The sequence below is a fragment of the Pseudomonas inefficax genome (assembly GCF_900277125.1).
Taxonomy (GTDB): Bacteria; Pseudomonadota; Gammaproteobacteria; order Pseudomonadales; family Pseudomonadaceae; genus Aquipseudomonas; species Aquipseudomonas inefficax.
Window position 1 is genome coordinate 155129 of record NZ_OPYN01000224.1, and the last position, 21436, is coordinate 176564.

Genomic DNA, 21436 nt, shown 5'->3' on the forward strand with positions numbered 1-21436 from the left:
CGCAAAGCGGCCCCAGCTTTCTCAGTTCTTGCGAATCTTCTCGACGATCGCCGTGGTCGAGCTGTTCTCGACCAGCCCCAGCACCTTCACGGTACCGCCATAGGCCTTGACGATATCGGCACCCACCACCTGGTCGATGCCATAATCACCACCCTTGACCAGAACGTCCGGCTTGACTTGGCTCAGCAGGTTCTCCGGCGTGCCCTCGGGGAAGCTGATGACCCAGTCCACAGCCCCCAGCCCCGCCAGTACGGCCATACGCCGGTCGACGCTGTTGATCGGCCGGCCCGGCCCTTTCAGGCGGCTGACCGAGGCATCGTCGTTGACCGCGACGATCAGGCGATCGCCCTGGGCCCGCGCCTGCTCCAGGTAGGTCACATGCCCGGCATGCAGGATGTCGAAGCAGCCGTTGGTGAAAACGATCTTCTCTTTGTGTGCCCGAGCGTCATCAATGGCCAGCAGCAATTGCTCCAGGCCCAGCACACCGCGCTCGGAGCCTTCCTCGCGCTGGATCGCCCGGCGCAGCTCGGGGGCGCTGATCGCAGCCGTACCCAGCTTGCCGACCACGATGCCCGCTGCCAGGTTGGCCAGGGCCACTGCGTGGGGCAGGTCCTCGCCGGCAGCGATGGCCGCAGCGAGGGTGGAGATGACAGTATCGCCCGCACCGGTCACGTCAAACACTTCACGCGCCCGCGCCGGCAGGTGCAGCGCCGGCTGGCCGCTGCGCAGCAGGGTCATGCCGTGCTCGCCACGTGTCACCAGCAAGGCGCCCAGGTCCAGGTCCTGCAGCAGCTGCAGGCCCTTGGCGACCAGCTCGGCTTCATCGGCGCAACGGCCGACGATGGTCTCGAACTCGCTGAGGTTAGGGGTGATCAGGCTGGCACCACGGTAGATGGAAAAGTCCTTGCCCTTGGGGTCGGCCAGTACCGGAATGCCCTTGGCACGCGCCGCCTGGATCAGGCTCTGGTGGTTTTTCAGTGCGCCCTTGCCGTAGTCGGACAGGACCAGCACCTTGACGCCCTCGAGCAGGCTGTCGACCTCGGCACCCAGCGACAGCGGGTCGGTGGCGAACGGTTCTTCGAAATCGATGCGCAGCAACTGCTGGTGACGGCTCATGACCCGCAGCTTGACGATGGTCGGCTGATGCGCGATGCGCTGGAACACCGAGCGCACGCCTGCAGCCTGCAAGCTGTTGGCCAGGCTGTCGGCGGCCTCGTCCTGGCCGGTGACGCCAATCAGCGAAGCCGGTGCACCCAGCGCGGCGATGTTCAAGGCAACGTTGGCCGCGCCGCCGGGGCGATCCTCGATCTGATCGACCTTGACCACCGGGACTGGCGCTTCAGGCGAGATACGCGAAGTACCGCCATGCCAGTAGCGGTCGAGCATGACATCGCCGACCACCAGTACCGGGGCTTGATCGAAACGCGGCATGGACAACTTCATGGGCAACCCATATGAAAATAATGAACAGGGGCAGGATATTAGCACAGGGTAGACGACGGCTTTATGGCCAGATCACCCCAGGAAAATTCCCGTGACAATCGGGGCCGCGATGGCCCCGATCAACGAGGGTTCAGGTGATATCGGCCTTGGCCGGCTCATCCAGGCCCATGGCATGCAGGCGGGCATAATGGCCATTGGCCGCGAGCAGCTCGGCATGGGTGCCGCGTTCGACCAGGCGGCCCTGGTCCATGACCAGGATCTGGTCGGCCTTCTCGATGGTCGACAGGCGGTGGGCGATCACCAGCGTGGTACGGCCCTGCATCACATGGTCCAGTGCAGCCTGGATATGCCGCTCGGACTCGGTATCCAGCGCCGAGGTGGCTTCGTCGAGGATCAGCAGCGGTGCGTTCTTCAACAGTGCCCGGGCGATGGCTAGGCGCTGGCGCTGGCCGCCGGAGAGCAACACACCGTTTTCACCCACGTAGGTATCGAAGCCTTTTGGCAGCCGGTCGACGAACTCCTTGGCGTAGGCATCGGCCGCAGCGGCTTCGATGTCGGCGCGCGGGGCGCCGGCCAGGTCACCATAGGCGATGTTGTTGGCCACGGTATCGTTGAACAGGGTGACATGCTGGGTCACCTGCGAAACGTGGCGACGCAGGTTGCGCAGACGATAGTCCTCGATCTCCACGCCATCGAGCAGGATCTGCCCGTGATCGTGGTGATAGAAGCGCGGGATCAGCGCTGCCAGGGTCGACTTGCCACTGCCGGAACGGCCGACCAGTGCAATCATCTGCCCTGGCTCGGCGACGAAGCTGATATCGCTCAACACCTCACGCTCGGTACCTGGGTAGGTGAAGCTGAGGTTGCGCACTTCCAGGCGACCTTCCACCCGCTCCTTCTCGACGGTACCGCTGTCCACTTCAGGTGCTTCGTCCAGTTGTTCGAAGATGCTTTCGGCGCCGGCCAGGCCCTTCTGGATGGTGGAGCTGACTTCCGAAAGCTGACGAATCGGCTTGGGCAACAGACCGGCGGCGGTAATGTAAGCCACCAGGTCACCGGCAGTGGAATCACCGCGCAGGAACAGCACCAGGAACATCAGCGCGGCCATGGCGCTGTAGATCACCAGCTGCAGCATCGGCGTGTACAGCGAGCCGGTCTTGGTCATATGCAGCTGCTTGTCGGTATTGCTCTGGCTGGCCTTGCCGAACCGCTGCTGCTCGTAGGCCTCGCCGCCGAAGCTGCGCACCACGCGGTAGCCCTGGATGGTTTCCGAGGCGACATGGGTGACATCCCCCATGGCCACCTGGATCTTCTTGCTCTGCTTGCGGAATTTCTTGCTGGCGACGCTGACCATCACCGCGATCACCGGCAGGATGGCGACCATTACCAGGGTCAAGTGCCAGTTCATCCACAACAGGTAGCCGAACAGGAACACCACGGTCAGGCCTTCGCGGATCACCACCTTGATCGCATCGGTGGCAGCACCGGTTACCATTGTCACGTTGAAGGTAATGCGCGAGATCAAGTGCCCGGAGTTGTGGTTGTCGAAGTAGCGGTTAGGCAGCACCAGCAGCTTGTTGAACAGTTCCACACGCAGGTCGTGCACCAGACACAGGGAAACCTTGGCCAGGAAGTAGTTGCCAAGGAACGAGCCCAGCCCCTGCCACGCGGCGATCAGGATGATCAGCAGCGGCACCGCCTGCAGCAGTTGCAGGTCGCGCAGGTAGGGAACGTTGGGGAACAACACTGCTTCGGGGTTGCTCAGCCCATCGACGAAATACTTCAGGATCCCGGCCAGCATCGGCTGGGTCGAGGCAAAGATCACGAAACCGATGATGCTCAGCAGGAAAATGCCGACATAGGGTTTCACATAGCTCAGCAGCCGGAAGTAGATCTTCAGGCTGGAGGTGTGTTCCGCCGATCGCGGTGTTTCGGCCATTATCAAGCTCGCTGTTCAGGTTGAACCGGAAATTTTACCACAGGCGCCATTTTCGGCACTCCCCCATGGCAGCAACATGGCCAGGCCCACGGGCAGCCAGCTGATGAACCATTCGGCACGTGGCGTACCGGTGAGGCTGGCGGCATCGAACTGCATCGCCAGGGTGGAGTACACCCAGAAGCCGAGCAGGATCTTGCCGAACAGCGTGCCGCGTGCGCGTACGATTTCACCCAGGGTGTACAGCCACACCATGACCCACAGCAGCATGCCGGGCAGGCCCATCTCCACGGCGATGTGGGTGAACATGTTGTGGGTATGGTCGAAGTGCTTGCCCACAGCACTCACATCGTAGGCAGCACCCAGGCCAAGCCCGGTCCACGGGTGCGCGGCGATCATGTCAACCACAGCATGGAAGATTTCCGGCCGGTAGGACGAGCCGCGGTGGGCGATCACGTCGTACACAAGATAGAAGGCCAGGCCGGTGGCGATGGCCGCCAGCATGGCGAACACCCGGCTGTGGCGGTCACGGAACCACAGCGGCGCCAGGATCACGGTGAGTACCAAGGCCAGGATTGCCCCACGGCTCTGGCTGAGCATGGCAAACAGGCCCAGGCAAACCAGTGCCGCCAGCCACAACAACTGCAGGCCACGTTGCCGCGGCGGCTCGTAAAGCAGGAAAAGCACGGCCGCACCGATGACATAGGCGCCCAGGATCGGGTGCGATATCTCGCCGATGCCCTCCAGGCGTGCCAGCAAAGGCATGCCCAGCACACCATAGAAATGGATGACCGAAACCAGTGCGGCAACGGCCAGCAAGGCGCTGCCGGCCAGCAGCAGTTGACGAATGCGGGCCTGACCGAGCTGGCCCAGTAGCGGGAACGCCAGCAGGAATACCAGGATGTAGAGCAGGCGCTTGGCCTCGCGCCCCGGGTCTTCTGCAGCCGACCAGACCAGGCTGAGCCCGCTCCACGCGAGCAGCAACGACACACTCCCCCACAAGGCAGGCTGACGCCGCCAGGCCTGTACGATGACCTGCCTCGCGGACCACGCCATTACCAGCGTCGGTAACCACAGGAACAGCACCAGGCCTTGCTGATAGACCTTGTTGCTCGGTGCCAGGGCAATCGCTGCCAGGAACCAGACCAGACCAAACCCCAACCAGGCTTGCGCCCAGCTTTTTTGATACAACATCCTTCCCCCGATGAACCAAAGACACCATCCAATGGTGCTACAACATTATTTTCGGCATTATTGCCGGTCATTCTGTTCGCCCGACGACAAGGCTCTATTCATGCAATGCTCCCGGCTCCCCCAGGTCGACTTCGATCAGCTGACACAAGGCGCACAGGTGCTTGAGGCAGATAGCCATGGCGCCAAAGTCTACCTGCTCGCGGATGGTAATTTCCTCAAGGTTTTTCGTAGAAAGCGGTTGATTTCATCTGCACTGCTGCGCCCGTACTCGCAGCGCTTCGTCGACAACGCCGCACGCCTTGCACAACTGGGCATCCCCACACTGGAAGTAATCAGCCAGCACAAGCTCGACCTGCCAGGCCGCACCGCCGTGCTGTACCGCCCGCTGCCTGGGCGTACCTTACTGCAGATGTCGCGCGATGAAGGTTTCAGCTGGGACACCTACCTGCCGCGCCTGATCGAACTGATCCGTCAACTGCACCGCAGCGGCGTGTACTTCCGCTCGTTGCACCTGGGCAATGTGGTGGTCACTCCCGACCAGCACCTGGGGCTGATCGACGTGGCCGACATGCGCTTCCTGCGCCCGCCACTGTCGGCGCGCATGATTCGGCGCAACGTGCAGCATATGGTGCGATACATCGAGCGGGAGAACCTGGGCGACCGGTTCCCCCTTGCCGCCTTCGAGGCAGCCCTGCTGGCACGCTGAGCGTCAGCTGCGCAGCAGGCTTTGCGAGCCGTGGCAGAATGCTTGCCAGGCCTGCTCCGGCGCCAGCGCCTCACGCTGCCGGGCAGCTACCGCCGGGGCACCGAGCACCGAGCAACGTTCGATCGCCTCGGCCCAGGCATTTTCATTGGCTACAGGCAAATAGCCACCGGTGTCCTGCAGCTGCTCGCGGAACACCTGCAGGTCGCTGCACACCACCGGCACATCGGCCATGACCGCCTCCTGCACCACCAGCCCCAGGCCTTCGGAGCGCGAAGGCACCAATAGCCAGTCGAATGCCCGGTACAACTGCTGCAGGTCGTCGCGGTGACCGCTCAAGTGAACACGCCCGGCCAGGCCCAATGCGTCGATACGGGCTTGCAGCACCTCATGCTGAGGGCCTTCACCGATTATTGCCAACTGCAGGTTCGGCTGACGTACACAGGCCTTGGCGAACGCCTCGATCAGCATCTCGAAACCCTTGCTTTCCACCAGCCGCCCGACCGCACCCAGCATCACCCCGGTTACCGGTGGCAATTGCAGGGCTCGCCTGGCCGCCTCCCGGCTTAGCAACGGCTCGGCGAAAGCCAGCGGGTCAAGGGCCATGCGCAAAGTCTGCACCGGTCTGCCAAGGTCGTGTTCGAGCGATGTGGCAAGCGTCTGCGAAACGGCGGCGATGCTCAGCCGATCGGCAGGGAACATGCGCAGCAGGCGAATATCACTGGCATTCAGGCGCGTCTTGCCGTGGAACAGCACCTTGGCACGTACCTGCGGAACCTGCTGCAACAACGGCAACACCAACCGCGCCACACCGACACCGTCAAGGAGCACGACCTCAGCCTGGGCCTCGTTCAGCGCCTTGCGCAAGCGCATGCGCAACCATGGGCGCAACAGGCGCCAGAAGTGCCGCCCTTTCAGCGCTCGTGCGGGCATATGCCATTCCCGGGTCGAACCAAGCCCACAGCAGAGCCCGCTACCCAGCAACAGCCAGTTACTGATCCGGGCATCGGCACCCGCGTGCGACAGTACCTGCCGATGCACCTTGTGGATGGACATGTACGGCGTTCCACCCGCCCACATCATATTGACGATGTTCATGGGCCCTCTCCCGCTCATGTCAGGTGGGACAGCGACTTCATTGAACAAAAATGGTGATTCCCATGCCGATCACGGCACCCGCCACCAGCGTCAATGCCAGCTTTATCCGATCACGTCTACGACGTTTGGCCTTGCGCTTCACTTCGATGGGCAAGGTCACGTGATTACCAAATCCGGTGTGCAATACTGCATCACCCTCCAGGGTGACCGCTGTAAGGTTTAACTCAGCGTAGCGTCGGGAAAGTGCCTTCTCTCCAGCATAGGCGGCAAATGGCGCGCAACGCTGGTAATCGCTCAAACGACGCAGCCCCGGGTTGAGCGAAAACGCCTGCCACTCGGCCTTGTCGGACAGCAGCGGGTAGCATGGCACCCCGGCGATCACCTGGCGATCGCCCAGGCGGATGTACGGACTGTGGATGGCCAGGTCATGGGCATGGCTGCGCAGCCACACCTGCAACAGGTCGGGGCTGACCTCCAGGATGGCCCGTGAGTCTTCGACGAAGCCCTGGCGATAGAAGCGCCAGTCATCCTCGCAGTGAAAGATGTAGGGCGTCTTGACGTGGCTGTAGGCCAGGTCGATAGACGGCAGCTGGCCCAGCTTGGGCCGGTTGACGAACACCTTGCAGTGCGATTTCCAGTGTTCCGGCACAGCGGCATGCACGGCATCGTCACCGGAATCTTCGGTGATGAACACTTCGCGAATGGGCGCGGTGTTGTAGCGATCGAAACTCTCAAGCGTATCTTTGAGCAGATCGAACCGCCCACAACTGGTCACGACGAGCGTGACGTCACTCTCATTTGAAAAGCGCACCGGACTCCCTCCGCATTGCGACTATCGACTTTCAACGCCCGTTCCTTGGGCGCGAAAGTTCTTATGTTAGATGCCCAGCTTCAGGCGCAACCGCTGCCATGCAGATAACGGCGGATGGGGCCTGAGCGCCGGGCGCATATGGTCGACGATGCTACGTCCAACTGCGCCGAAACTGAAACGGGAAACCGCCAGATGGCGGCCATTTTCTGCAATCTGCCGGGCCAGCTCAGGGTCCGCACGCAAACGGTGGAGCTTTTCCTGGAGGGTCGGGATGCTGTCATAGAACACCACGTTGTGCATGTCCTGCAGGCCCAGCGCTCGGTTCTCTTCCTCGCCCTGGTCATACGCCAGCAGCACACAGCCACAGGCCATGGCTTCGAAGTTCTTGATCATGTATTCGCCCATGCCGACGTCGGCACTGACGAAGAAGCGGATCCGGTTGAGCGTGTTGCAATAGTCTTCACCCGACTTGGTACGAGTGACTACCAGGTTCTCGACCCGGCCCAGCTCGTCCAGCAAGGCCTTGCGGCCGCTGTAGGCCACGCTGTTGGTGCTGCCGACGAAGGCCAGCTCGATGTCGCGCTCACGCCCCTGGTCGGCAAGCAACTGCTCGTCGTAGCCCTTGGGCACGAACACGGCGTCGAAACCTTCCTGGCGCAGGCGCTCGCTGACCATGTAGCCGGAGCTGATTACCCGCGCCCAAGGCAACTTGCGGTAATGGGCGCTGAACTTGCCGGTGTATTTGCACGGGATGTAGTTCTGGTAAGCATCGTGCTCGAGGATGACCAGGTTCGGCACGGTACGGATGAATGCCACCTGACGGATTTCCTGCTTGAAACGCAGGAAGAAGACAATGCGGTCATAGCGCTCGACCTGCACTTCACGCTTGAAATAGCGGCGCAGGTTGCGCTGGTCTTCGCTGGTCAGCCAGCGCAGGTCGCACTCGCAGTTGGCCGCGACGCCATCGTACAGGCGGTCGAGAATCGCCCGCTGTTCCTTCTGCACCAGAAATAGGACTTTCATTGGGTTCCTTGGGCGCTCTGCGCCATCGCGGTCAACCATGGGGCGCGGCTACAGCTCACGCCGCCAGAACAGTTCATGTCGGCGCACGGCCTTGCGGAAAAATTCGTTCTCGCCGTAAGGCGACGGCCGCCGCCCGGCCAGCCAGCGCTGCAACAGGCGGCGCAGGCGACGCTTGAACGGCGCCGGCGGCTGCAGGTCGTGCATCATGCCCAGGGCCATGGCCTTGTCGCGCTGGGTCGCCAGGTCCAGAACCAGGCTGCAAGGGGCCCAGGCCTGGGCAACACTCAGCTGTGGCGGCAAGGCCACGCCATCACCACTGTCGCCCATTGGCCAACGGTCGTTGTCATGCAGGTGGTTGGCGTAGCACAGCAGGGTTTGCGGCTGCCAGGCCAGGCCTTGCAAGGCTTCCAGCACCGCTGCCTGGGCACAGATGTGGTCGGGGTGCGGGTCGAGCTGCGGGTGCGGCATCACCAGCACCTCTGGCTTGGCCATTTCCAGCAAGGCCCGCAGGTCGGCCAGCAGGTTGTGCCAGGTCGGCGCGCCATCACCGTCGGCCGGCAGCGGGAACGGGTTGAACTGGCGGAACACGCGAATATCGGCGAGGTCAGCCTCGCGGGAAGCGGCCGGCTGGTCTGGCGCGGCCTGCATGGCAGGCAGTTGCAGGCAGAAGTAGCCCAGCTGCACACAACGCGACTCCGCCACACCGGCCCAGCGTGGCACGGCAATACTGTCCCAGGCCCGCAGGCGGCCCTTCAGCCGCGCGGCCTCGGCCTTTGCCAGCCCCATCTGCTGATAGTGTTCGGCCTCGATCTCACCGGCGGTCAGGGTCACTACCCAGGTTTCGTCAGCCTGGCTGTATAGACCGTAAGCGGCCAGCTCGGCGTCATCGGCATGCGGCGCGATCACCATCACCCGGCGCCGTTGCAGCTCCACCGCCGGGGTTATCCACAAGCGCGGCTGGCCTGACAGCCGGCAATGCCGGCCACGCAGGCGCAACGCGCCAGCCTGCAGAGGTGCGGCGAGGCCGGTCAGGTTGAGAAAGCGCACGCCATCGACGCCGCGCTCGAAGGTTTGCCGGTCGGCCTGCTCGCCAGCCACCAGCTCGACCTGTGGGTCGAGGAAGCGTCCCAGCCAGCTGCTTTTCACCTGCAGCTCGAGAATCAGGGTTTCGTTGCCTTGCAATGCACAGTCAGCCTTGAGCAGGCCGCCGTTCAGGCTGGCAGGGGCTTCCCGCGTCTGCTCGCCGAAGTCGTAGGCGTAGTCCTCGCCTGGCGCGTAGAACAGGTGGTCGGCAAACCAGGCCTCATGGGCAGCCCACAGCAGCGGCAACAGCAGTAGTGGCAACCACCACCAGCTGAACACACCTACGGCCACCAGCGCGACCAGCCCCGCCAGCAAGCCCAGGCGCTTGCTGCGCCGGTGGCGCTTGAGCAACTGCTGCTTGCGACTCACGCCTGATACACCGGTACGGGGTTGCACCAGCGGTCCTTGTACTCGCGGTCGGCACGGCCGAACGAGAACCGCAGCGGCTTGTTGCGCGCACGGGCGTCTTCCCAGGCGGCCTGGGTATTGAGGAAGCTCAGCACGCTACCGGGGCTGAAGGCCTTGGTTTCAGGGTCGACACCGCCATTGATGTACTCGACGCTTATCCATTCCGGCGCTTCGACACGGTACACCAGCTGGATGGCGATCGGCTTGCCGTCCAACAGCAGCACCGAGCCAATCAGCAGCTCGCGCAGGCGTTCCAGCACCTCGGCCATGCGCTCGGCACCAGTAGCCGGGAAGCCCCAGCGGCGCTGGAACAGGTCGCAGTACATGCTGGCGATTTCCTTCGCGCTGAAGTCGCTGATCGGGCGCACCACGCCGCCCGCCTCTTCCAGCAGGCGCAGCTCGCGGCGCTGGTTGTAGCGGAACTTCTTCGACAGGTCTTCGTGGGCGCGGGCCATGGCCAGCTGTTCCTTCTGCGCCTTGAGGCCGCTGAAGCGGCCCTGGTTCAGTTCGGACAGGTAGCGCGCGGCATGGCGCAACGGTGCAGCGGCATCTGCCGCCGCCGGCAGGATGATCTCGGCGTTGCCCAGGTCGAACAGGGCCTTTTTACCTGCACGCTTGAGCACATCCTTGGACAGCGCAAGGTGGCGCCCCCAGGTGGGGATGGCGGCCTTCAGCTCGCCGGCCTGGTGCCAACCCAGGTAACGCACCGGGATCTGTGCCAGGTCCGCCAGTTGCTCGACTACCAGTGGATGGGTAGCGACACTTCCGCCAAAGCGGGCCCATGCCTCGGCGTAGGCCTTGGCGTCGATAACTTGCCAACCGCGCTCGCGGAAGGCCTGGATACGGTTGAGCATCAGGCCTGCCCCACCAGCGCACGAACTTGCGGCAGCTGCCAGAATGCTTCGCGCACCGCCTGGTCGGAAAAGCGTTCACGCAGGCGCTGCAGCATATGCTCGGCACATGTCTGGCGCTGCTGCCCATCGAGCACAGCCATGTGCTTCAGGCCTTGGGCCAGCTGCCCGGCATCGCCCAGCGGGAACAGCACGCCAACACCCTCGACCACTTCACGGGCGCCGCCACAGGCCGTGGCCAGTACCGGTACACCGGCGACCATGGCTTCGAGCAGGACCATGCCGAACGGCTCATGGTCGGAGCTCAGGGCGAACACATCAAACGCCTGGAAGTAACGCCGCGCATCCGGCACCTGGCCAAGGAAGTCCACTTGCCCGGCAATGCCCAGCTCAGCGGCCTGGGCCTTGAGCCTGGCTTCCAGGCGGCCCTTGCCAAGGATTGCCAGGCGGGCGCCGGCGGGCAGCCCCGGCAGCGCTTCGGCAAAGCCACGCAGCAGGGTGGCCTGGTCCTTGTCCGGGTGCAGGCGCCCGACGTTACCGACAATCCACGCTTGGGCGTCCAGGCCGAGGGCCTGGCGGGCCTCGGCGCGTGGTACCAGGGCCGCTTGCAGGGCGTCGATGTCGATGCGGTTGTACAGGGTCTGGATACGCTCTGCCGGCCACTGCGGCAGACAGCGGCGCATGTCGTCGCGTACTGCGTCCGACACGCCCAGCAAGCTCAGGCGCTTGCTGAACAGGTTGGCGAAGATGCGTCGCCCCTTGCGCTCGTAGTCACCGAAAGCATGGTGCACGCCGATCACCGGCAAGCCGGTGCCCAGCAACGCCACGTAGATCGGCTTGAAGCGATGGGCAATGCAGAAGGCGAAATTGCGCTCGGCCGCGATCCGCCGCAACGCACGGATGGCGCCGAGTTTCAGGCCGCGCACGGCCTTGGAGCTGAACTCCAGGAACAGCACCTCGTCCGACGCGCAGCCAGCCGCTACCTGCGGGTCGGCGGCGCCGGTGAGGAACACGGTGGTCACCTGGTAGCCATGCCCCTGGAACAGGCTGGCGTACTGACGGGCGCAGTCCAGGAACGGCCCGTCATAGCCATGGCAGAACTGCAGGATGCGCGGTTCAGAGCGGCTGGTCATACGGGGCCGCGCCGTCCTTCACAACCAGGATGTCTTCCATGATCAGGTACTGCAGGTCCGAGCCGAAGAACATGTTCAGGGCGTCGGTCGGCGAGCAGATCATCGGTTCACCACGGCGGTTCAGCGAGGTGTTCAGCGACACGCCGTTGCCTGTCAGGTCTTCCAGCGCCTTCATCATGTCGTAGTAGCGCGGGTTGTACTCGCGCTTGAGCACCTGGGCACGCGAAGTGCCGTCCTCGTGGACCACTTCCGGCACGCGGGTCTTCCACTCTTCAGCCACTTCGAAGGTGAAGGTCATGAACGGCGCCGGGTGGTCGACCTTGATCATTTGCGGGGCGACGGTGTCGAGCATCGACGGGCAGAAAGGTCTCCAGCGTTCGCGGAACTTGATCTGCTCGTTGATGCGGTTGGCCACGCCCGGCACGCTCGGGCAACCGATGATCGAACGGCCGCCCAGGGCACGGGGGCCGAACTCCATGCGGCCCTGGAACCAGGCCACAGGGTTGCCGTCGACCATGATTTTGGCGATGCGCTGCGGCATGTCGTCGAGCTTGCGCCACTTCGGCGCGTTCGGATGACGGGCGCAGGCAGCGATAACGTCTTCGTTGGAGTACGAAGGGCCGAGGTAGACGTGTTCCATCTTCTCGACCGGCACGCCACGGGCGTGGGAAACGTAGGCGGCAGCACCCACGGCGGTACCGGCGTCACCGGAAGCCGGCTGGACGAACAGCTCTTTCAGGTCTGGGCGGGCGATGATCTTCTGGTTGAGCTTGACGTTCAGCGCGCAACCGCCGGCAAAGGCCAGCTTGCCGGTTTCACGCAGAACGTCGCCCAGGTAGTGGTCGATCATCTGCAGGGCGATCTTCTCGAACAGCGCCTGCATGCTGGCCGCGTAATGGATGTACGGCTCGTCGGCGATGTCGCCTTCGCGCTTGGGGCCCAGCCATTCGATCAGCTTCGGCGAGAAGTAGAAGCCCTTGCCCTTCTCTTTATAGCGGCGCAGGCCGATGACGTTGGCGTATTCGGTGTTGATCACCAGTTCGCCGTTTTCGAAGCTGGCCAGACGAGAGAAGTCGTACTTGCTGGCGTCACCATATGGCGCCATGCCCATGACCTTGAACTCGCCATCGAGCATCTCGAAGCCGAGGAACTCGGTGATCGCGCCGTACAGGCCGCCCAGCGAGTCCGGGTCGAAGAACTCCTTGATCTTGTGGATCTTGCCGTTTTCACCATAGCCAAAGAAGGTGGTGGCGTATTCGCCTTTACCATCGATGCCGAGAATTGCGGTTTTTTCCTTGAAGCCCGAGCAGTGGTAGGCACTGGAGGCGTGGGCCAGGTGGTGCTCTACCGGCTCGATCTTGACCTTTTTCGGGTCGAAGCCCAGTTGCTCCAGGCACCAGACGATCTTCTTGCGGTAGCGCTTGTAGCGACGGTTGCCCATCAGGATGGCGTCAAGGGCGCGGTCCGGGGCGTACCAGTAGCGCTTGGCATAGTGCCAGCGCGCCTTGCCGAACAGGCTGATCGGGGCGAACGGGATGGCTACCACGTCGACGTCGGATGGCTTGATGCCTGCCTGCTCCAGGCAGAACTTCGCCGACTCGTAGGGCATGCGGTTCTTCGCATGCTTGTCACGCACGAAGCGCTCTTCTTCGGCGGCGGCAATCAGTTTGCCGTCAATGTACAAGGCCGCGGAAGGGTCATGGCTAAGGGCGCCGGACAGGCCAAGAATCGTCAATGCCAAGGGATTAGCCTCTTCATTCGGTAGAAATGCGCCACCGGCCTCTTGGGCGGGTGGCGGCTAAAGGGCGGGATTATAACGCAAAGCGCAGTACGCGCATGCCTCTGCGAGGGCTGCGCCCTCGATCGCGACACAAGGCCGCTCCCACAGGGATAGTGCAACCCTTGTGGGAGCGGCCTTGTGTCGCGAAAGGGCCGCACCGCGGCCCCAGGGATTTCAGCCACACCGCATGAGTTTCATGGGCCTGCGCTGTTCGCTTATTCAGCGATCAACCAGTCCATCCGGTAGCTACCGGCGGTCTGCGCCAGCTCTTTGGCCAGCCAGGGCAGCAGCTCCTTCAGTTCGTCTTCCAGCCCCCACGGCGGGTTGGCGATGGCCAGGCCGGAGCCGTTCAAGCCTTGCGGGCTGTCCTGGTGGTGCACATACAACTCGACCCGCAGCAGCTTCGGCGCACCGGTGCTGGTCAGATCCTGATAGAAGCGGGTCAGCGAGCGCTGGTCCTTGATCGGGTACCAGATTGCCGCGACGGTCTGGCGCATGCGGCCGATCGCTTCTTTCATGGCGGTAGTGCAGCGCTTGAGCTCATCAGCCTGTTCGAACGGCGGGTCGATCAGCATGATCGCGCGTTTTTCCTGAACCGGCAGCAAGGCCCGCGGCACATGCCAGCCTTCGCCCAGGTGCACGGTCACGCGCGGGTCTTTCTTCATGTTCTCCTTGAGCAGCGGCCCGTCCTCTGGGTGCTTCTCGTTGAGCAGGGCGCGGTCCTGCTGGCGCATCAGGCGGCGGGCCAGTTCAGGCGAGCCGGGGTAGTAGCGCAGCTCGCCATCGGCATTCAGGCGCTTGATGATGCGCAGGTAGTCGTCGGCCATGGCCGGCAGGTCATCGCGATTCCACAGACGGGCGACACCTTCCAGGTACTCGCCGGTGCGGGTTGCCTGGTCACCCTGCAGGTCATACAGGCCGAGCCCGGCATGGGTATCGATGTAGGCGAACGGCTGCTCCTTGCGCGACATCAGGGCGATGAGGCGGGTCAGCACGATGTGCTTGAGGACGTCGGCGTGGTTGCCGGCGTGGAAGGCGTGACGATAGTTCATGGCAACTCCTGCGGGGGTGGCAAGTTTACCTTGCCTTGCAGGCGGAGTCAGGCCTGGCTGCTGATCGGCGGGGGCTTCTTCGCGGGTAAACCCGCTCCCACAGGGGTTGCACAGAACTCGAAGCCTGCGAGGTACCTGTGGGAGCGGGTTCACCCGCGAAGCAGGCGCCGCCGATTCAACCGGTGTTACTTGTCAGCGTGATACGCCGCATCAGCAGTTTCGAAGCGCTTGACCATCGCCTGCGACGGGCTGCCCAGCTTGCTCACCACGATGATGGCGATGCTGGCGAACAGGAAGCCCGGGATGATTTCGTACAACCCGAGGGTGTCGAAGTTCTTCCACAGGATCACGGTCAGGGCGCCGACCACGATACCGGCCAGTGCGCCGTTACGGGTCATGCCTTTCCACAGCACAGAAATCAGCACCACCGGGCCGAAAGCAGCACCGAAGCCGGCCCAGGCGTAAGCCACCAGGCCCAGCACGCGGTTTTCCGGGTTGGCAGCCATGGCGATGGCGATCAGGGCGACGGCCAGCACCATCAGGCGCCCAACCCACACCAACTCGACCTGCGAAGCGTTCTTGCGCAGGAAAGACTTGTAGAAGTCTTCGGTCAGGGCGCTGGAGCACACCAACAGCTGGCAGCTCAAGGTGCTCATCACCGCAGCCAGGATGGCCGACAGCAGCACACCGGCGACCCACGGGTTGAACAGGATCTTGGCCAGTTCGATGAACACACGCTCATGGTTCTCGGTGACCGGGCCCGCCAGTTCAGGGTGCGCAGAGAAGTAGGCGATGCCGAAGAAGCCCACCGCGCAGGTACCGCCCAGGCACAGGATCATCCAGGTCATGGAGATGCGACGGGCATTGGCGATCGACTTCACCGAGTCGGCAGCCATGAAGCGCGCCAGGATGTGCGGCTGGCCGAAGTAGCCCAGACCCCAGCCCATCAGCGAGATGATGCCGATGAAGGTGGCGCCCTTGAGCATGTCGAAGTTGGCCGGGTTCACCGCCTCGATGGCAGCGAAGGTGGTGTCGAAGCCGCCAGTGGAGATCAGCACGATCACCGGGGTGAGGATCAGCGCAAAGATCATCAGCGACGCCTGCACGGTATCGGTCCAGCTCACCGCCAGGAAACCACCGACGAAGGTGTAGGCGATGGTCGCTGCGGCGCCGGCCCACAGAGCGGTTTCGTACGACATGCCGAAGGTGCTTTCGAACAGGCGGGCACCGGCAACGATGCCGGAAGCGCAGTAGATGGTGAAGAACACCAGGATGACGATGGCCGAGATGATCCGCAGCAGGCCGCTATTGTCTTCGAAACGGCTGGAGAAGTAGTCCGGCAGGGTCAGCGCATCACCGTTGTGCTCGGTCTGCACGCGCAGACGGCCAGCGACGAACAGCCAGTTCAGGTAAGCGCCGACGGTGAGGCCGATGGCAATCCAGGCTTCGGACAAGCCGGAGAAGTAGATAGCGCCCGGCAGGCCCATCAGCAGCCAGCCACTCATGTCGGAAGCGCCGGCGGAAAGCGCGGTGACCACACTCCCCAGGCTGCGACCGCCGAGGATGTAGTCGGAAAGGTTGTTGGTGGAGCGATAGGCGGCGAAGCCGATCAGCACCATTGCGGCGATATAGATCACGAAAGTGATCGTTAGTGGATTGCCCATGCGTGTGCCCTGGCGTTTGTTTTTATGTCATGCACAACCGCAGCCATGGCGGTTGCACCCAGGCGGCGAATCGTATGCAACAACGCAAAGCGGGTGCAACCATTTTTCATTTGCAAGTTGCACCTGCTCGTGCATTTTCCGAAAAATCTGATTTTTTGCTCCTTTTTGGAGCAAAAAGCCTGCTTTCAAGAATAAAACGCACCAGAAACGACCCTTTTCAGAATATGAAAATGGCAGTCGGACGAGTTGCACCTTTTCCGTCAAAAATTCGGGTTGCACCTGGTTGCACCCGAATTGTCCTACAGCTACTCTTGGCGTCAGCTTAGGCCACAACCGTGGCAATAACGAGGATAAGAAATGGCGACGACCACCCTTGGGGTCAAACTCGATGACCCGACCCGTGAGCGACTCAAGGCAGCTGCGCAGTCGATTGACCGCACCCCGCACTGGTTGATCAAGCAAGCGATCTTCAATTACCTGGAGAAGCTCGAGGGTGGTGCCACCCTGACCGAACTCAACGGCCATGCCAGCAACCTGGCTGACGACGCCGGAGAGGTCCAGCCCGAACACAGCCACCAGTGCTTCCTCGAGTTCGCCGAGAGCATCCTGCCGCAGTCGGTACTGCGCTCGGCGATCACCGCCGCCTACCGCCGCCCCGAGCAGGAAGTGGTGCCGATGCTGCTGGAGCAGGCGCGCCTGAGCGCCCCGCTGGCCGAAGCGACCAACAAGATGGCCGCCGGCATCGCCGAAAAACTGCGTAACCAGAAGAGCGCTGGCGGTCGTGCCGGCATCGTCCAGGGCCTGCTGCAGGAGTTCTCGCTGTCGTCCCAGGAAGGCGTGGCACTGATGTGCCTGGCCGAAGCCTTGCTGCGCATCCCCGACAAGGGCACTCGTGACGCGCTGATCCGCGACAAGATCAGCACCGGCAACTGGCAGCCGCACCTGGGCAACAGCCCGTCGCTGTTCGTCAACGCCGCCACCTGGGGCCTGCTGCTGACCGGCAAGCTGGTGTCCACCCACAACGAATCCGGCCTCACCTCTTCGCTCACCCGCATTATCGGCAAGAGCGGCGAGCCGATGATCCGCAAGGGCGTCGACATGGCCATGCGCCTTATGGGCGAGCAGTTCGTTACCGGCGAAACCATCGCCGAAGCCCTGGCCAACGCCAGCCGCTTCGAGTCCAAGGGCTTCCGCTATTCCTACGACATGCTCGGCGAAGCCGCACTGACCGAGCACGACGCACAGAAGTACCTGGCGTCCTACGAGCAGGCCATCCACTCGATTGGCAAGGCCTCCCATGGCCGTGGCATCTATGAAGGCCCGGGCATCTCGATCAAGCTGTCGGCGCTGCACCCGCGCTACAGCCGCGCCCAGTACGAGCGCGTGATGGAAGAGCTGTACCCGCGCCTGCTGTCGCTGACCCTGCTGGCCAAGCAGTACGACATCGGCCTGAACATCGACGCCGAAGAAGCCGACCGCCTGGAGCTGTCGCTCGACCTGCTCGAGCGCCTGTGCTTCGAGCCTTCGCTGGCCGGCTGGAACGGTATCGGCTTCGTCATCCAGGCCTATCAGAAACGCTGCCCGTATGTGATCGACTATGTCATCGACCTGGCCAAGCGCAGCCGCCACCGCCTGATGATTCGCCTGGTGAAAGGCGCCTACTGGGACAGCGAAATCAAGCGCGCCCAGGTCGAAGGCCTGGAAGGCTACCCGGTCTACACCCGCAAGGTGTACACCGACGTGTCCTACGTCGCCTGCGCCCGCAAGCTGCTGGCAGTGCCAGAAGCCATCTACCCGCAGTTCGCCACCCACAACGCCCACACCCTGTCGGCCATCTACCACATTGCCGGTCAGAACTATTACCCGGGCCAGTACGAGTTCCAGTGCCTGCACGGCATGGGCGAGCCGCTTTACGAGCAGGTGGTCGGCAAGATTTCCGAAGGCAAGCTGAACCGCCCGTGCCGCGTCTATGCACCGGTCGGCACCCACGAAACATTGCTGGCCTACCTGGTGCGTCGCCTGCTGGAAAACGGCGCCAACACCTCGTTCGTCAACCGCATCGCCGACCACTCGATTTCCATCCAGGAACTGGTCGCCGACCCGGTCGCCAGCATCGAGCGCATGGGCACCCAGGAAGGCAGCATAGGCCTGCCGCACCCACGTATCCCGCTGCCGCGTGAACTGTATGGCAGCGAGCGGGCCAACTCGGCCGGCATCGACATGGCCAACGAACACCGCCTGGCATCGCTGTCCTGCGCCATGCTGGCCACCGCCCACAACGACTGGAAAGCCACGCCACTGCTGGCCTGCGCCGCCAGCGAGGGTGCAGTCGCACCGGTGCTGAACCCGGCGGACCACCGCGACGTGGTCGGCCATGTTCAGGAAGCCACTGTCGCCGACGTCGACAATGCCATCCAGTGCGCACTGAATGCAGCACCGATCTGGCAGGCCACCCCGCCGGCCGAGCGTGCCGCCATTCTGGAGCGCACCGCCGACCTGATGGAGGCCGAAATCCAGCCGCTGATGGGCCTGCTCATCCGCGAGGCCGGCAAGACCTTCGCCAACGCCATCGCCGAAGTGCGTGAAGCCGTGGATTTCCTGCGCTATTACGCGGTGCAGGCACGCAACGATTTCAGCAACGACGCCCACCGCCCGCTGGGCCCTGTGGTGTGCATCAGCCCGTGGAACTTCCCGCTGGCGATCTTCACCGGTCAGGTGGCCGCAGCGCTCGCCGCCGGCAACCCGGTCCTGGCCAAGCCGGCCGAGCAAACCCCGCTGATCGCTGCGCAGGCCGTGCGCCTGCTGCTGGAAGCCGGCATCCCTGAAGGCGTGCTGCAACTGCTGCCAGGCCGCGGTGAAACCGTCGGTGCCGGCCTGGTGGGTGACGAGCGCGTCAAAGGCGTGATGTTCACCGGTTCCACCGAAGTGGCCCGCCTGCTGCAGCGCAATGTTGCCGGCCGCCTGGACAACCAGGGCCGCCCGATCCCGCTGATCGCCGAAACGGGTGGCCAGAACGCGATGATCGTCGATTCCTCGGCACTGACCGAGCAGGTAGTGATCGATGTGGTGTCCTCGGCCTTCGACAGCGCCGGTCAGCGTTGCTCGGCACTGCGCGTGCTGTGCCTGCAGGAAGACTCCGCCGACCGCGTGATCGAAATGCTCAAGGGCGCCATGGCCGAAAGCCGCCTGGGCTGCCCGGACCGCCTGGCCGTGGACATCGGCCCGGTGATCGACGCCGAAGCCAAGGCCGGCATCGAGAAGCACATCCAGGGCATGCGTGAGAAAGGACGCTCGGTCTACCAGGTGGCGATTGCCGATGCTGCCGAGATCAAGCGCGGCACCTTCGTCATGCCGACCCTGATCGAGCTGGAAAGCTTCGACGAGCTCAAGCGTGAAATCTTCGGCCCGGTGCTGCACGTGGTGCGTTACAACCGTCGCAACCTGGACCAGCTGATCGAGCAGATCAACAACTCCGGCTACGGCCTGACCCTCGGCGTGCACACCCGCATCGACGAAACAATCGCCAAAGTGGTGGAAACCGCCAACGCCGGCAACATGTACGTCAACCGCAACATCGTCGGTGCGGTGGTGGGTGTTCAGCCGTTCGGTGGTGAAGGCCTGTCCGGCACCGGCCCGAAAGCTGGCGGCCCGCTGTACCTGTACCGCCTGCTGTCGACCCGCCCGGCCGACGCGATTGGCCGCCACTTCCAGCAGCAGGACGGCGAAGGCAAGCCTGACCGCGCCCTGCACGAACAGCTGATCAAGCCGCTGCATGGCCTGAAGTCCTGGGCCGAGAGCAACCAGCTGGCCGACCTGGTCGCGCTGTGCAGCCAGTTCGCCAGCCAGTCGCAGAGCGGCATCGCCCGCCTGTTGCCAGGCCCGACCGGCGAGCGCAACAGCTACACCATCCTGCCACGCGAGCACGTGCTGTGCCTGGCCGACAACGAAGCCGACCTGCTGGCGCAGTTCGCCGCAGTACTGGCCGTTGGCAGCTCGGCGGTATGGGCTGACGGCGAGCCAGGCAAGGCCCTGCGTGCCCGCCTGCCGCGAGAGCTGCAGGCCAAGGTCAAGCTGGTGGCAGACTGGAACAAGGATGAAGTGGCGTTCGACGCCGTGATCCACCATGGCGACTCGGACCAGCTGCGCGGCGTGTGCCAGCAGGTAGCCAAGCGTGCCGGGGCAATCGTTGGTGTACATGGGCTGTCCAGCGGGGATCACCAGATTGCGCTGGAGCGCTTGGTGATCGAACGTGCGGTGAGTGTGAACACTGCTGCTGCGGGTGGTAATGCCAGCCTGATGACCATTGGCTGAGAAAGCAGTCCGTTCATGATAAGGAGAGCTTCGGCTCTCCTTTTTTGTTTCCGTAGCTGCCCCTTGGCAAGACGCATATAACGCGCACTGCGAGCGCTCGCTCTTCAGCCACTTTCAATTCATCAACCTAGTAAGAATGCCAGTTTTATTGGCACACACGAAGAGAGATCATTTGCCTCGCACTCAATCCACTAGCAGCGAGAGAAAAATGAACAAAGAAATTGAAGTTAATGGCATCACGATCTTCGCCAAAGAAGAATATGAAGGTGAAATCTGGACCAACCTCTACCAGCCTAACGGACCGCTCCAGAGCTGTGTCGTGCGGGACATGAACGTGATTGACGCTCTTCACACCGCAAAGTCTGCGCTGCAACCCGGCAAGCCACTGAAGGTTTACGCCACGATCACAACCAGTGGCCATCCAATCCTGCTGGAAAAAGTCAGGATCGGTAATTTCTCGGAATAACCCCTTCACCCATCCGAGCTCGAAGTTGTTCGCCAGACTTTGCGCAAAGCCAACTTGATCTATAACAAGTTCAACAATCCAGAAGGAGCACCACCATGGCCGAATTCAACATTGATAAAATAAGCCTTTTTGCAGAACAAGGCAAAGTTTCAGCGAATCTTTATGTCGCCTCCGGCGGCTTTCGATCCTACGTCGTCGTGGACAAAACTGTCATCAAGGCATTACATACGGCTCTCGTAACAATCGCACACAACGATAGTTACCAGATCGTCGCCACTACCGATGAATCAGCTTCGCCATTTGTACTCACCGAGCTCCGAATCGACAACTAGCACTAAAAGCTTTTAGTTAACGCTGGACTCAAGACCTACATAAGAAAGGCTTTTATCTCCTTCGCTCCAAAGTAGGCACATGCAATATTTGCAGTAACTCACCTTGATGATCATTTCGATCAATCGTCCTTGTCGCCAGTGCTGATAA

At 62.8% G+C, this 21436-nt stretch carries 17 protein-coding genes; 5 read left to right on the forward strand and 12 right to left on the reverse strand.

Features of this window, described 5'->3' with window-relative positions:
* Positions 1-21: 21 nt before the first annotated feature.
* From hldE to JV551A3_RS28505, 3 genes are all read right to left on the reverse strand, one after another.
* Positions 22-1443 (reverse strand): bifunctional D-glycero-beta-D-manno-heptose-7-phosphate kinase/D-glycero-beta-D-manno-heptose 1-phosphate adenylyltransferase HldE, encoded by a 1422-nt coding sequence (hldE, locus tag JV551A3_RS28495; protein ID WP_013974472.1) that lies wholly within the window; start codon positions 1441-1443, stop codon positions 22-24.
* Between the two features lie 130 nt (positions 1444-1573).
* Positions 1574-3382 (reverse strand): lipid A export permease/ATP-binding protein MsbA, encoded by a 1809-nt coding sequence (gene msbA, locus JV551A3_RS28500; RefSeq protein WP_133975799.1) that lies wholly within the window; start codon positions 3380-3382, stop codon positions 1574-1576.
* Between the two features lie 15 nt (positions 3383-3397).
* On the reverse strand, positions 3398-4573 hold the full coding sequence (locus JV551A3_RS28505; RefSeq protein WP_133979314.1) for an O-antigen ligase family protein: 1176 nt from the start codon (positions 4571-4573) through the stop codon (positions 3398-3400).
* 100 nt (positions 4574-4673) lie between these two features.
* Between JV551A3_RS28505 and JV551A3_RS28510 the strand changes: the two genes are divergently transcribed.
* Positions 4674-5279 carry a serine/threonine-protein kinase gene (locus tag JV551A3_RS28510; RefSeq protein ID WP_133979316.1) on the forward strand — a complete coding sequence of 202 codons (606 nt, stop codon included), beginning with the start codon at positions 4674-4676 and terminating at the stop codon, positions 5277-5279.
* Positions 5280-5282: 3 nt separating this feature from the next.
* Here JV551A3_RS28510 and JV551A3_RS28515 read toward each other — a convergent pair whose 3' ends face one another.
* The 9 genes from JV551A3_RS28515 to putP form a co-directional block, all read right to left on the reverse strand.
* Positions 5283-6374, reverse strand: coding sequence for a glycosyltransferase (locus tag JV551A3_RS28515; protein ID WP_133979318.1), 1092 nt, complete (start codon positions 6372-6374; stop codon positions 5283-5285).
* Between the two features lie 37 nt (positions 6375-6411).
* Positions 6412-7185 (reverse strand): glycosyltransferase family 2 protein, encoded by a 774-nt coding sequence (locus tag JV551A3_RS28520; RefSeq protein WP_133975807.1) that lies wholly within the window; start codon positions 7183-7185, stop codon positions 6412-6414.
* A 66-nt stretch (positions 7186-7251) separates the two neighbouring features.
* Positions 7252-8208: a glycosyltransferase family protein gene (locus JV551A3_RS28525; protein ID WP_133975810.1), complete on the reverse strand. Its 957-nt coding sequence runs from the start codon at positions 8206-8208 to the stop codon at positions 7252-7254.
* 48 nt (positions 8209-8256) lie between these two features.
* Complete coding sequence (locus tag JV551A3_RS28530; RefSeq protein ID WP_133975812.1) at positions 8257-9660, reverse strand: PIG-L deacetylase family protein; 1404 nt, start codon at positions 9658-9660, stop codon at positions 8257-8259.
* Positions 9657-10553, reverse strand: coding sequence for an antimicrobial resistance protein Mig-14 (locus tag JV551A3_RS28535; protein WP_133975814.1), 897 nt, complete (start codon positions 10551-10553; stop codon positions 9657-9659). The genes JV551A3_RS28530 and JV551A3_RS28535 overlap by 4 nt, the downstream gene beginning before the upstream one ends.
* Entirely contained in the window at positions 10553-11683 is a 1131-nt protein-coding gene (locus tag JV551A3_RS28540) for a glycosyltransferase (RefSeq protein ID WP_133975816.1), read from the reverse strand. Before JV551A3_RS28540 ends, JV551A3_RS28535 begins: the two co-directional genes overlap by 1 nt.
* Entirely contained in the window at positions 11667-13424 is a 1758-nt protein-coding gene (locus JV551A3_RS28545; RefSeq protein WP_133975818.1) for a carbamoyltransferase family protein, read from the reverse strand. The genes JV551A3_RS28540 and JV551A3_RS28545 overlap by 17 nt, the downstream gene beginning before the upstream one ends.
* Positions 13425-13678: 254 nt before the next feature.
* A complete protein-coding gene (locus JV551A3_RS28555; RefSeq protein WP_133975822.1) occupies positions 13679-14515 on the reverse strand; it encodes a 23S rRNA (adenine(2030)-N(6))-methyltransferase RlmJ in 837 nt (278 codons plus the stop codon).
* Between the two features lie 185 nt (positions 14516-14700).
* Positions 14701-16179: a sodium/proline symporter PutP gene (gene putP, locus JV551A3_RS28560; RefSeq protein WP_133975824.1), complete on the reverse strand. Its 1479-nt coding sequence runs from the start codon at positions 16177-16179 to the stop codon at positions 14701-14703.
* Positions 16180-16253: 74 nt separating this feature from the next.
* On the opposite strand from putP, the gene JV551A3_RS28565 reads away from it, so the two are divergent.
* The 4 genes from JV551A3_RS28565 (at position 16254) to JV551A3_RS28580 (ending at position 21288) form a co-directional block, all read left to right on the forward strand.
* The gene (locus JV551A3_RS28565) at positions 16254-16505 is read left to right on the forward strand and encodes a hypothetical protein (RefSeq protein WP_133975826.1); all 252 of its coding nucleotides are present in this window, start codon (positions 16254-16256) and stop codon (positions 16503-16505) included.
* A gap of 31 nt (positions 16506-16536) precedes the next feature.
* Complete coding sequence (gene putA / locus JV551A3_RS28570; RefSeq protein WP_133975828.1) at positions 16537-20490, forward strand: trifunctional transcriptional regulator/proline dehydrogenase/L-glutamate gamma-semialdehyde dehydrogenase; 3954 nt, start codon at positions 16537-16539, stop codon at positions 20488-20490.
* Positions 20491-20698: 208 nt separating this feature from the next.
* A complete protein-coding gene (locus JV551A3_RS28575; protein WP_133975830.1) occupies positions 20699-20956 on the forward strand; it encodes a hypothetical protein in 258 nt (85 codons plus the stop codon).
* A gap of 95 nt (positions 20957-21051) precedes the next feature.
* Positions 21052-21288, forward strand: a complete 237-nt coding sequence (locus JV551A3_RS28580; RefSeq protein ID WP_133975832.1) for a hypothetical protein — start codon at positions 21052-21054, stop codon at positions 21286-21288.
* Positions 21289-21436 lie beyond the last annotated feature (148 nt).